The organism is Sanguibacter massiliensis, from assembly GCF_900240335.1.
GTDB classification, from domain to species: domain Bacteria; phylum Actinomycetota; class Actinomycetes; order Actinomycetales; family Cellulomonadaceae; genus Flavimobilis; species Flavimobilis massiliensis.
The window spans coordinates 1,368,353-1,380,418 of the sequence record NZ_LT964979.1; the positions used below are offsets into that span (position 1 = coordinate 1,368,353).

12 protein-coding genes are annotated in these 12,066 nt (G+C 72.8%); 4 read left to right on the forward strand and 8 right to left on the reverse strand.

Annotated elements, in window-relative coordinates:
- Positions 1-72: 72 nt before the first annotated feature.
- On the forward strand, positions 73-867 hold the full coding sequence (hisN, locus tag C1729_RS06445; protein WP_102509211.1) for a histidinol-phosphatase: 795 nt from the start codon (positions 73-75) through the stop codon (positions 865-867).
- Positions 868-946: 79 nt separating this feature from the next.
- Here hisN and C1729_RS06450 read toward each other — a convergent pair whose 3' ends face one another.
- The 3 genes from C1729_RS06450 to C1729_RS06460 are packed head-to-tail and all read right to left on the reverse strand — an operon-like array spanning position 947 to position 3,530.
- Positions 947-1,432: a DUF6912 family protein gene (locus tag C1729_RS06450; RefSeq protein WP_102509212.1), complete on the reverse strand. Its 486-nt coding sequence runs from the start codon at positions 1,430-1,432 to the stop codon at positions 947-949.
- An 8-nt stretch (positions 1,433-1,440) separates the two neighbouring features.
- On the reverse strand, positions 1,441-2,781 hold the full coding sequence (locus tag C1729_RS06455) for a CpaE/TadZ family protein (protein ID WP_129590681.1): 1,341 nt from the start codon (positions 2,779-2,781) through the stop codon (positions 1,441-1,443).
- The gene (locus C1729_RS06460; RefSeq protein WP_165375436.1) at positions 2,778-3,530 is read right to left on the reverse strand and encodes an SAF domain-containing protein; all 753 of its coding nucleotides are present in this window, start codon (positions 3,528-3,530) and stop codon (positions 2,778-2,780) included. The genes C1729_RS06455 and C1729_RS06460 overlap by 4 nt, the downstream gene beginning before the upstream one ends.
- Before the next feature lie 119 nt (positions 3,531-3,649).
- Here C1729_RS06460 and C1729_RS06465 point away from each other — a divergent pair, with 119 nt between their 5' ends.
- Positions 3,650-3,850 carry a helix-turn-helix domain-containing protein gene (locus tag C1729_RS06465; RefSeq protein ID WP_102509214.1) on the forward strand — a complete coding sequence of 67 codons (201 nt, stop codon included), beginning with the start codon at positions 3,650-3,652 and terminating at the stop codon, positions 3,848-3,850.
- Between the two features lie 75 nt (positions 3,851-3,925).
- Here the strand turns inward: C1729_RS06465 and C1729_RS06470 are convergent, their stop codons facing one another.
- Positions 3,926-4,474, reverse strand: coding sequence for a hypothetical protein (locus C1729_RS06470; protein WP_102509215.1), 549 nt, complete (start codon positions 4,472-4,474; stop codon positions 3,926-3,928).
- 94 nt (positions 4,475-4,568) lie between these two features.
- Here C1729_RS06470 and C1729_RS06475 point away from each other — a divergent pair, with 94 nt between their 5' ends.
- Positions 4,569-5,351, forward strand: a complete 783-nt coding sequence (locus C1729_RS06475; protein WP_129590682.1) for a LysM peptidoglycan-binding domain-containing protein — start codon at positions 4,569-4,571, stop codon at positions 5,349-5,351.
- A complete protein-coding gene (locus tag C1729_RS06480) occupies positions 5,348-5,878 on the forward strand; it encodes an Rv3235 family protein (RefSeq protein WP_102509217.1) in 531 nt (176 codons plus the stop codon). Before C1729_RS06475 ends, C1729_RS06480 begins: the two co-directional genes overlap by 4 nt.
- A gap of 103 nt (positions 5,879-5,981) precedes the next feature.
- Here C1729_RS06480 and C1729_RS06485 read toward each other — a convergent pair whose 3' ends face one another.
- The 4 genes from C1729_RS06485 to hpf all read right to left on the reverse strand — a co-directional run bounded on the left by C1729_RS06485 (position 5,982) and on the right by hpf (position 11,891).
- Positions 5,982-6,827 (reverse strand): Ig-like domain repeat protein, encoded by an 846-nt coding sequence (locus C1729_RS06485; RefSeq protein ID WP_102509218.1) that lies wholly within the window; start codon positions 6,825-6,827, stop codon positions 5,982-5,984.
- A 182-nt stretch (positions 6,828-7,009) separates the two neighbouring features.
- Positions 7,010-9,772 carry a preprotein translocase subunit SecA gene (secA, locus tag C1729_RS06490; RefSeq protein ID WP_102510560.1) on the reverse strand — a complete coding sequence of 921 codons (2,763 nt, stop codon included), beginning with the start codon at positions 9,770-9,772 and terminating at the stop codon, positions 7,010-7,012.
- Between the two features lie 100 nt (positions 9,773-9,872).
- Complete coding sequence (locus tag C1729_RS06495; RefSeq protein ID WP_102509219.1) at positions 9,873-11,129, reverse strand: winged helix-turn-helix domain-containing protein; 1,257 nt, start codon at positions 11,127-11,129, stop codon at positions 9,873-9,875.
- Positions 11,130-11,258: 129 nt separating this feature from the next.
- Positions 11,259-11,891: a ribosome hibernation-promoting factor, HPF/YfiA family gene (gene hpf / locus C1729_RS06500; protein ID WP_102509220.1), complete on the reverse strand. Its 633-nt coding sequence runs from the start codon at positions 11,889-11,891 to the stop codon at positions 11,259-11,261.
- Positions 11,892-12,066: the final 175 nt, after the last annotated feature.

The window sequence follows — 12,066 nt, forward strand, 5'->3', positions numbered from 1 at the left end:
CACGCTGAGCGCGGGTGCCCGCACGGCGGGCCGCGACGACGCGCGCACGCGGCGCCCGCTAGCGTGGGCGGCATGACCCAGACGGCTACGTACGACGACGACCTCCGCCTTGCGCACGCGATCGCCGACCAGGTCGACTCCCTGACGATGTCACGCTTCAAGGCGCTCGACCTTCACGTCGAGACGAAGCCCGACCACACCCCCGTCTCCGACGCCGACAAGGCCGCCGAGGACCTCGTCCGCAGCCTGCTGTCACGCTCGCGCGGCCGCGATGCGTTCCTCGGCGAGGAGACCGGCGCGAGCGGGCACAGCTCCCGCCAGTGGGTGCTCGACCCGATCGACGGCACGAAGAACTTCGTCCGCGGCGTCCCCGTCTGGGCGACCCTCATCGCGCTGCTCGTCGACGGCGAGCCCGTCGTCGGCCTCGTGAGCGCGCCCGCGCTCCAGCGCCGCTGGTGGGCCGCCCGCGGCACCGGCGCGTGGTCGGGCCGTTCGCTGTCCGCCGCGACCCGCCTCCACGTCTCGGGCGTGAGCAGCATCGACGACGCGTCGTTCTCGTATTCGAGCCTCACGGGCTGGCAGGACATCGATCGGCTCACGGGCCTGCTCACCGTCTCCGACGCCGTGTGGCGCACGCGCGCCTACGGCGACTTCTGGTCGTACATGCTCGTCGCCGAGGGCGCGGTCGACGCGGCCGCCGAGCCCGAACTCGCGCTCCACGACATGGCGGCGCTCGTCCCCATCGTCACGGAGGCCGGCGGACGCTTTACGTCCCTCGCGGGCGTCGACGGGCCGCACGGCGGCAACGCGATCGCGACGAACGGGCTCCTGCACGACGCGTTCCTCGAGCACCTCGGCACGGCCTGACACGCACCCGAAGCCGGCCAGGGCAGCGGCCGCCACCATCGTCGCCGGGGCGCCCGGTTCCCCGCTGGGGGCGGGGCGCTCAGCGCGGGATGTCGGCGATCTCGATCGCGTCGTACCAGAGCAGGTCACGCTCGACGAGGCGTTCGACCGCGGCGTCGTCGCCCGCGAGCGTCGCCACGACGTCCGCGGCAGCCTCGGGCTCGTCGACGTGCGCGCACACGAGCGTCGCTCCCTCAACCGGGGCGACGAGGTCGACCGCGCTCGGCGTGAGGATCGCCGCGTCCCCCGCGGCGTCGACAACGACGTCGTCGGGCACCTCGAGCGTGAGGACGAGCCTCAGCCGGGGTGCGGCCGGCGCGAGAGCGAGCGCCGTGAGCGAGTCGTCCGCGGCCGCGAGGTGCGCCGAGTACTCGAGCCCCTCCTGGTCCTCGTCAGGCAGCGCGGCCGCGAGCGCGGCCGTCACCGTGTGGGCCCGGCCCGGGGCGAGATCGAGCGTCGTGCGACCGCCCGCGGCGGACCGGGCACCGACGAGGAGCTCGAGCGTGGCGGGCAGGTAGATGCGCATGGGACCAGTCAACCACCGCTGCGCCCGCTGAGGACGCTGCCGTGCCGGGCGAGCGCCTCACGTCGACGGGCGAGGAGCTCGTCCGCGAGCGCGACGTAGGCGCGCCGCACGGGCGAGCCCGGCGCGTGCTCCGCGAGCGTCCCGCCCGCGAGGAGCGCGGCGTCGAGCGCGGGCCCGTCGTCGGGGACGACGTGGTCGGGCCGGACGCCCGCGTACCGGGCCAGCGCGTCACCGAGCACGGCTGCGGGCCGACCTCCCGTCACCGATGCTCGGGCCCTCGTGAGGACGAGCACCCGATCGCGGGTGAGCGCCGGGATCTCGCCGAGGTCGCCGAGCGCGTGGACGAGCCGCTGCACCGCGACGGGATCCGCGCCGCCGACGACGAGGATCGTGTCGGCCGCCGCGAGCGCAGAGAGCGTGGCGGCGTTGCGCTGTGGGGCTCGCGTGTCGTAGCTGAGCGCCTCGTCGTGCTCGAGCGGCGCAGCGACGTCGACGACGACGATGTCGGCGAGCTCACGCGCCGCGCGCCACACGACGTCGAGCGACGTGCCCGAGAGTTCTGGCCAGCGCGCGGCGCGCGCGATGCCCGTGAGGACGGGGAGCGCGCCGACGGGCGGGGCGAGACCCGCGAGGACAGCGGCGTCGAGCCTGCCCTGGCCCGCAGCGCGGACCGCGAGCGCGAGGCCCGAGGACTCGTCAAGCAGCGCGAGGTGCTGCGCGACGGCGGGTGCGTGCGAGTCTGCGTCGATGAGGAGGACGCGCGGGGTCTCGTGGCCGATCTGCCGTGGCCGGTGGGCGGCGAGCTCCGCGGCGACGTTCACCGCGGTCGTCGTGCGTCCCGGGGAGCCCGCGGGTCCCCACACGACGACGACGTGCCCGGGGAGCCTGCGCGGGTCCGCGCCGAGCAGGTCGTCGTCGCGCGGCGGGGCGGCCGTGGTGGCCGGCGCGGTCGAGGCCTCGCGGCGGGTGGCCGCGCCGAGCCGGTCGCCGAGCGTGTTGTCGAGCAGGGTGGTCGGCAGGACGAGGTCGGCGCCGAGCGCCCAGGCGCGGGCGGCCTCGGTGCTTCCGGTCTCGTCCGTCCCGTCGACGAGCACGACGACGACAGCGCCGCACGCGCGCGCCCGCGCGACTGTGTCACGGTCGAGTTGGTCACCCGGAGCGCGATCGAGGCTCACAAGGACGACCTCGCCCGTGCCGGACTCGAGGAGTCCGAGCATCTCGACGAGGTGCGCGCACCGGCGCACGAGACGGACGGGGGCGCCCGTGCCTGCGAGCGCGGTCGCGACGACGTCCTCGTGGTCCGCGCCAACGGCGCACAGGACGTCGCGGGGGCGTGCGAGGCGGCTCACGGGTCCGCCCGGGTCGGCTCGGCCGGGGGCGTCGCGTCGATGGCCGACGGAGCCGGGGCCGGTTCTGCGACCGTCCCCGCCGCCTCCTGCGTCGTCGAGCCGACTGCCACGGCGACGAGCGCGAGGTCGCCCTCGGCGGCGAGCGCGCCCAGCACCGTCGGCAGCTCGGCCTCGGCGACCCTCACCTCGACCGTCGTCCCGCCGGTGAGACCGCTGCCGAACGCCCCGGTCTCCGCCGTCACCGCCGTGACGTCGAGGCCGCGCGCGACCGCGCTCGGCGCGGCCGCGTCGCTGCCCGGCTCACGCGCCGGCAGGTGCCAGAGGTCGACGAGGCCGCCGACGACGACGTCGCCCGGCAGCGGACCCGCGACGGGGATCGCGACCGTGCGGAGCCCCGCCGCGGGCGGGGTGACGAGGAGTGCCCCGGGAACGAGCTCGCCCGCCCGGACGGGCCGCGCGAGGATCGTCCCCGTGACCACCGAGCGGTCCCGGAGGTACTGCTCCCCCGTCGCGCCGAGCGCGACCTCGACCGGGCGCAGGTCGCCGTCGGCGAGGACGTGCCCGGCCGGAAGGTCGGTCGCGGCGGCGAGCACGGGCACGGTCTGCCGTGCGGCACGCACCGTCCACGAGCCGAGAGCGACCGAAAGCGCCACGAGGAGGACGCCGACGACGAGGCGCGGGTCCTTCCACCCGGGACGCTGCAGTCGGAGGGCCGGTGCGGGTGCACCGGCGACGGCTGGACGGTTCACGGAACTCCCTCGATCGCGCGGACAACGGTGACATCCTGCCCGGATCCCCGAGGCGCGCAAGCTGAACGGTCGCCTGTGGACGACCGCGAGACCGGGGCGCGTCATGGTTGGATGTCCGCATGGCACCCCGGTTCATTACCCTCGCCGACGTCGCGACCGAGCTCGCGATCAGCGCCGACCAGGCGTACGCCCTCGTGCGGTCAGGCGAGCTCCCGGCGATCCAGATCGGCGGCCGCGGCCAGTGGCGCATCGAGGTGGCGGAGCTCGACAAGTTCGTCGCCCGCAAGTACCAGGAGACGAAGGCCCGCATCCAGGGCTGAACGCCCCGCGCGGCGAGGCGCCGGGCCCGGGGCGTCACGTCCGGCACCCCGCCCGGCGTCTCGACGCGTACCCGCTCAGCGCACCTGGTCCGCGACGAGCACCACTGCGCCGACGGGGACGACCGTCCTCAGCGCACCGTCCGGACCGCCGCGCTCGCCCCACGCAGGGGCCGCGACGAGATCGAGGTGGTCGGCGCCGACCCGCTCGACGCGCCCCGCGAGGGACGTGTGGCGCGTGCGCACGTGGACGACCGTCCGGTCGCGCGCGAGCCCCCGCAGGACGTGCCCAAGCGAGAGGCGTGAGGCAACGCCGTCGACGGGTCCCGCCGCTCCCGGGCCGAGGCCCCGAACATGGTCGACGGCGTGGAGCGGGACGACGACCTGGTGCCCCGCGACGCTGAGGAGCACCCACTCGCGAGCGACGTCCTCGACGCGTCCTGTCACGGGGTCGCCCGCGCACACATGGAGGGTGACCTCGTGCCCTGCGGCACTGCGCAGCCGGTCGACGAGTGTCGAGTCGCCAGCGAAGGCGCGCGTGAGTTCGGCGACGTCGGCGTCGCGGACGGCACGGTCGTCGGCGTCGAGCTGGGCGGAGAGGTCGGCGATGAGGTGCGTCCAACGCATGAGGCCACGCTAGCGAGGACCTCACGGATACGCGCGTCGTCCACATCGCGGCGTTCGAGTGGACAGGTCGACCAACCCGGTGTTCGATCAACGCATGCCGACGCCCACCAAACAGCATCAAACAGCATCGCTGCCCACCGAAATACGCCGTGGCGGACGGTCGGCGCTCGCCGCCGTGCGGGCAATCGTCATCGCGGCCGTCCTGCTCGCCGTCGCGGCCGGCCTCGCCCTCTCGGTCGTCCACGCGCTCCGCGCGGGCACTGACACGGACCCGAGCGCAGTCGTCCGCGCAGCCGTCGGTGCCCTCGGCGCGCTCGTCGCCGTCCGGTCGGCGTTCTGGTCGTGCGTCGCAGCGTTCGTGTGCCTCGCCGAGGGCGCGGGACGCACCGCACGCCGGGCCGAGCGCGCGCTGCGCTCCCGAGCTCCCTTCCTCGCCCGGAAGCTCCTCGTCGGGACCGTCGGAGCGACGCTCGTCCTCGCTCCCCTGCCGGCCTCCGCCGTTGTCACCGCCCCCGACGTCGCCGCACCAGCCCACGTCGCGGCGGACGCGCGGATCCTCCCCGGCCAGGTCCTCGCCTGGCCTGTCACGACCGAACCACCCGCGTCGCGCACGACGCGGGGCGCCCCGGACGAGGCCGCCCGCACGGTCGTCGTCCGCCACGGGGACACCCTCTGGGGTCTCACCGCCGCGGCGCTGCCCGACGCCTCGCCCGCGGATCTCGTCGCCGCCTGGCCCGTCCTCCACCGGCTCAACCACGACGCCGTCGGCGACGACCCACGTCAGCTCCAGCCGGGCACCCGGCTGCACCTCCCGGCCGTCGACGACGACGGCCGTGCCTTCCTCACGACCGACCTCGACCGACCGGAGACACGATGACGACCACGCTCAGCCCCGCCCGCCACGCACGGCCGCACGTCACCCACGCCGATCCCTCACCCCGGGGCCGTCCCACCACGACCGCCCGGGCGTCGAGGAACCACGCCGAGCCGCTGTCCGCGACGGCCGCGCCACGGGTACGGACGCCGAGCGCTCTCCGCGAGGCCGTCCCCGCGCACGTCGCAGGGCGCGACGCAGGACGCCCGAGCGACCCGACCGCACTCGCGTGCGCGATCGCCCAGGCTGTCGTCGAGGCGTTGCGCGGGGTGCGGCCGCTCGCCCAGCTCACGCGTTGGCTCGCCCCCGAGATCTACGCCGTCGTCACCCGACGGTGCGAGGTCACGCTCGCCGCCGGCCCGTACCCCACGCGGCCCGCACGGGTCCGTCGGGCACGGGTGCACCGCGTCGACGACAGGACGGCCGAGGCGACCGTCGTCGTCGAGGACCTCGACCGCGTCCGGGCCGCGGCCCTGCGCCTCGAGCACGTCCGGGGCGCCTGGCGGGTCACGGCGCTCGTGCTGGGGTGAGGCATGCTCACCACGTCACCTGGCGCAGGAAGGCCCCGCCGCCCCCGTGACGGGGCGGCGGGGCCGGGCGCGCGGATCGCACACCCCTGCACACGACCGCAGGTCAGCGCATACGCACGACCGTCGGCTTCTTCGACACCGACACCTTGACCTTGAGCGTGCGCTCAGCCACGCGCTTGCTGCCCGGAAGCCGAACGCTCAGCGTGTGCCTGCCCGCGGGCAGGCTCGTGAGCCTCACCCGGGCGACACCCTTGACGACCTTCGCCCGCCCGATCGTGCGGCCCTTGACCGACACCGTCACGGACGCCTTCGACGGCAGGCCCGGAGCCGCGACGCGGACGACGAGACGGTTCGACCGGACCGACGCCGACATCGACGGGCGTGCCTTCGTGACGACGAGCCGGACCGTGGCCGAACGTCCCGACACGGTCGAGCTCGACCCGCCGTACACCGCGCGGAGCGTGTGCGTCCCGACCGCAAGGTTCTTCGGCAGCTTCACTGTCACCTGGCCGGTCCGGCCGCTGACGACGAGGCGTCCCGTCGCGATGCGGCGCGAGCCGTCGTAGAGGCTCACGATCCCCGACGGGGCCGCCGTCGCACCGACGACGCGGATCTTCGCGTTCGTCGTCGAGCCGTAGCCGAGGCGCGTCCGTGAGAGCGAGAGCGACACCGAGACCTTCGACGGCGCCGTCGTCGGCGGCGCCGTGATCGGAGGTGCGGTCGTCGGAGATGCGGTGGTCGGAGGAACCGTCGTCGGCTCCGACGTCGGTTCAGCGCCGACGACGACCCGCACCGTCGTGCTCGGTGCGGTCGCCGTGTTCGTCGGCACGGCGGCCGTCGCCTGGACCACGAGGTCCTGCGCACCGGACGTGCGCGCGTCGAAGCCCGTCACCGTGAACTCGTCCGCCGCGAGCGGGCGCGCACCACCCGCCGCAAGCGTGCCCGTCACACACTGCGCTCCTCACAAGCGTTGGCAGAGTTCCGTCACAGGACCGTGACCACACTCCCATTGACTGTGACCGTGCGCAGCCGAATGCTCGCGGGCACAGGAGGGACGACGAAGGGGCGGGGGGCCCGGGCATCGACCGGGCACCCCGCCCCTTCACCACGCCGGGTCCCCCTGGCGCATGGTTACTTCTTCTTGCGCGCCTTCGCCGCCCGACGACGCTCCTCACGGTTGCCCGAGCCGACGGCGCCGCCCTCGGCATCAGTCTGCTCAGCCTCGCCGGACTCGCCCGGCGCCGAGTACTGCAGCGGGACGCGCTGCCCCGGACCGTCGAGCCCCTTGGCGACGAGTTTCGTCGCCGGACGCGCGGCAGCAGCCTCCTCGGCCTCGGCGTCGAGCGCGTCGAGGTCGATCTCGTCGTCGGCGACCTCGTCGCCCTCCTCGACGGGCGCGACAGTCACCTCAAGGTTAAAGAGGTACGCGACCGACTCCTCCTTGATGGCCTCGGTCATCGACTGGAAGAGCTGGAAGCCCTCGCGCTGGTACTCGATGAGCGGGTCACGCTGGGCCATCGCGCGCAGCCCGATGCCCTCCTTGAGGTAGTCCATCTCGTAGAGGTGCTCGCGCCACTTGCGGTCGAGGACCGAGAGGACGACGCGGCGCTCGAGCTCCCGCACGTTCTCCGCACCGAGCTGCGCCTCGCGCGTCGCGTACGCGACCCGCGCATCGCCCTTGAGCTCCGTCGAGAGGAGCTCGTTCGAAAGAAGCTCGCGCCCGCCGGCCTCCTCGACGACGTCGTCGACCGAGATCGAGACGGGGTAGATCGCCTTGAGCGCCGTCCACAGCGTGTCGAGGTCCCACTCGTCGGGCGTGCCCTCGGCCGTCGCGCCGTCGACGTAGCCGCCCACGACGTCCGCGATGAAGTGCTGGATCTGATCACCCATGTCCTCGCCCTCGAGGACCCGACGACGCTCGTCGTAGATGACCTCGCGCTGGCGCGACATGACGTCGTCGTACTTAAGGACGTTCTTGCGGATCTCGAAGTTGCGAGCCTCGACCTGCGTCTGCGCGGACTGGATCGAGCGTGTCACCATCTTCGACTCGAGCGGCATGTCGTCAGGGAAGCCCGCGCGGTTCATCATCGACTCGGCAAGACCCGAAGAGAACAGGCGCATGAGCTCGTCCTGCATCGACAGGTAGAACCGGGACTCGCCTGGGTCACCCTGACGGCCGGAACGACCACGCAGCTGGTTGTCGATGCGCCGCGACTCGTGACGCTCCGTGCCGAGCACGTAGAGACCACCGAGTTCGACGACCTCGTCGTGCTCGGCCTTCACCGACGCCTCGCACTCCTCGAGGACCTTCGGCCACGCCTCGTTGTACTCGTCCTCGTTCTCGACCGGGTCGAGACCCAGCTCAGCCATGCGGTCGTGCGCGAGGAACTCGACGTTGCCGCCGAGCATGATGTCCGTACCACGACCCGCCATGTTCGTCGCGACCGTCACGGCGCCCTTGCGGCCCGCCATCGCGACGACCTGCGCCTCACGCTCGTGGTGCTTCGCGTTGAGGACCTCGTGCGGGACGCCCTGCTTGCGCAACGCCTCCGAGAGGAGCTCCGACTTCTCGACGCTCGTCGTGCCGACGAGGACTGGCTGGCCCTTGGCGTGCCGCTCGACGATGTCCGCGACGACCGCCGTGAACTTGCCGGCCTCGTTCTTGAAGACGAGGTCCGGCTGGTCGATGCGCTGCATCGGACGGTTCGTCGGGATGGGGACGACCCCGAGCTTGTACGTGCCCTGGAACTCCGCGGCCTCGGTGTCGGCCGTACCCGTCATGCCCGAGAGCTTGCTGTAGAGGCGGAAGTAGTTCTGGAGCGTGATCGTCGCGAGCGTCTGGTTCTCCGCTTGGATCGCGACGCCCTCCTTCGCCTCGATCGCCTGGTGCATGCCCTCGTTGTAGCGACGGCCCGGCAGGATGCGGCCCGTGTGCTCGTCGACGATGAGGACCTCGCCCTTGAGGACGACGTAGTCCTTATCGCGCTTGAAGAGCTCCTTGGCCTTGATCGCGTTGTTGAGGAACCCGATGAGCGGCGTGTTGAGCGACTCGTAGAGGTTGTCGATGCCGAGGTAGTCCTCGACCTTCGCGATGCCCGGCTCGAGGACACCGATCGTGCGCTTCTTCTCGTCGACCTCGTAGTCCGTGCCCGGGGTGAGGCGGCGGACGACCTTGGCGAACTCGCTGTACCACTTGTTGACGTCGCCCGAGGCGGGGCCCGAGATGATGAGTGGCGTGCGCGCCTCGTCAATGAGGATCGAGTCGACCTCGTCGACGATCGCGAAGAAGTGGCCGCGCTGGACGAGGTCGTCGGATGACCACGCCATGTTGTCGCGCAGGTAGTCGAAGCCGAACTCGTTGTTCGTGCCGTAGGTGATGTCCGCGGCGTACTGCTGACGACGCTCAGCAGGGTCCATCGACGAGAGGATGCATCCCGTCGACATGCCGAGAAAGCGGAAGACACGGCCCATGAGCTCGCTCTGGTACTGCGCGAGGTAGTCGTTGACCGTGACGACGTGGACACCCTTGCCCGCGAGCGCGTTGAGGTACGCGGGCGCGGTCGCGACAAGCGTCTTGCCCTCACCGGTCTTCATCTCGGCGATGTTGCCGAGGTGGAGCGCCGCACCACCCATGAGCTGGACGTCGAAGTGACGCTGGCCGAGCGTACGGCGCGCCGCCTCACGCACCGCGGCGAAGGCCTCCGGCATGAGGTCGTCGAGCGTCTCGCCCTCCGCGAGGCGCGCGCGGAAGCGCGTCGTCTCCTCACGGAGCTCCTCGTCGGAGAGCGCTGTGAAACTGTCCTCGAGCCGGTTCACCTGGGCTGCCACGCCCGACAGCTTCTTGAGGATGCGTCCTTCGCCGAGGCGGAGGACCTTCTCGAGGATCGCAGCCACGCGCCACTCCCGAATCGTTGAGGTTGAGACCGTCACCCTGAACGACGACGGCATACTCGCCCATCCTATGCGCGGACGTGCCTCCCAGGTCACACCTGTGTCACGGCGCTACGCGCAGAGCGGACACGAGATCGCCGCGCGCGTCCTCCGGGACGACGACGCGCTCCGCCCCGAGCCACGCCCCAAGCCGGGCGAGCTCCGCGTGCACGACACCGGGCAGGTCCGCCACCGGACGCTCCCGGGCCCCCGGCGCACGCCCCGGCTCGTGGAACGCCCCGAGGACCTCGACCGCCCCCGCACGGCGGTCGAGCCGCAGGTCGAGGCGCGCGACGAACCTGTCCCCCACGAGCAGCGGAAGCGCGTAGTACCCGAACGTGCGCCGCGCCGCAGGCGTGTAGATCTCGATGCGGTACGTCACCCCGAAGAGGGCCTCAAGCCGTGGCCGGAACCACACGAGCGGGTCGAATGGGCTCACGAGCGTCGACGCCCTCGCGCTCCCGGGCAGCGTCGCGTCCCGGTGGAGATACGTCGGGGCGTCCCAGCCGCGCACGGTCACGGGTCGCAGCGTGCCGTCGGCGACGAGCTCCGCGAACGCCGCGTCGACGAGAGGTCCGCGCAGTCGGAAGTAGTCGCGGAAGCAGGCCGCGGTGCCGACGCCGTGGGCACGCGCACCGATCTCGAGGAGGCCACGCACGCACGTCGCGTCGTCCGGCTCCGCCGCGAGGACCTCGGCCGGCAGGACCCGCGACGGCAGGTCGTAGAGGCGCTCGAACGTCGGTGTCCGTCCCGCGACCGCGACCCCTCCGGTCGTGAGGAGCAGCTCGAGGCAGCGCTTCGCGACCGACCAGTTCCAGCCCCACTCGGTTCGCGCGCCCCGCGGGTGCTCGTGCTCGATGGCCGCCTGCACGCCGGCCGCCGTCACCGGGCCAAGCTCGCCGACGAGCTCGAGCACCCGCGTGACGACCTCCGGGTGCGTCCGTGCGACGGACGAGATGCCGCCCCACGCGTACTCCTCGGCGCGGCGACGCCGGACCGCGAGCAACGGGTACGTGCTCACCGGCACGATCGAGGCCTCGTGCGCCCACGTCTCGACGAGCCGACGCGGACCGCGGCCCGACGCCCGCTCGAGCGCAGCGACGTCGTACGCCCCGTGACGCGAGTACGTCGGCACGAGGTGGGCGCGCGCGAGCACCTGGATCGAGTCGATCTGCAGAAGACCCCGGCTCGCGACGGAACGCGCGAGCGCGGCGGGCCCGAGGCCGGGCGTCGCGACGACGCTCGGCCGGTGCAGGCCCTGCGCGCCGAGCGCGACACGACGGGCCTCGCCGAGGGAGAGCATCTCGCGGGTGATCGCCATGCCCCGATCGAACCACGTGCCGCCGACATCGCCACAGCGGGCACGTAGGGGTGCACGACCCCCGCCCGACGAGGGCGAGGCCCCGGTCCGTGGGACCGGGGCCTCGCTGTCGTGCGGTCGGGCCGGGTGTCAGTTTGCGGTGGCCTCGGCCTCGGTGACGTCGAGCTCGATGACGCCGTAGGACCAGCCCCGACGGTTGTAGACCGCCGAGGGGCGGCCGGTCGCCGAGTTGACGAAGAGGAAGAAGTCGTGACCGACGAGCTCCATCTCGTAGAGCGCGTCGTCGATCGTCATGGGACGCGCGGCGTGCACCTTCTGCCGGATGAGCACCGGAGAGTCGCCGAGCGTGGACTCCGAGACCTCGCCCGCGGCGAGCGGCGCGGCCGGAACCTCCGGCTCGGCCGGCGGCTCCGCGGAGTACGGCCGGACGTCGACCGGCGGCGCCACCAAGTTGCCGCGGTGGTCCTTGCGGCGGTCACGCACCCTCCGAAGGCGCTCCATGAGCTTGGCGCTCGCAAGGTCCAGCGCCGCGTAGCGGTCGTCCGCCGCGGCCTCGGCCCGCACGACGGGTCCCCTGTCACGGACGGTGAGCTCGACCCGTTCCCGCACGTCGGCGAGCCTCGGGTTCTTCTCCTCCGTGACCTCGACCTCGATACGCTGCGCGCGCGGCGCGAGTTGCGAGACCTTGCTGAGCTTGTCCTCGACGTGTCGGCGGAAACGTTCGGGCACCTCGGTGTGTCGGCCGACGATCGCGATCTCCATGTGAGCCTCCGTTGTGGGCTGGCGAGCGCTCCCTCCGGAACGCTCGCGGACTGTCGTCTGGGGGTGGGCCACCAGGGCCTCGAGGTCCGATCACCTCCTTGACGAGTCGTACGTCGCCCCACCCTCGTCCGGCTCCCGGGCACAGATGGTCCGGGGTGAGATCCAGGTGGGCTGG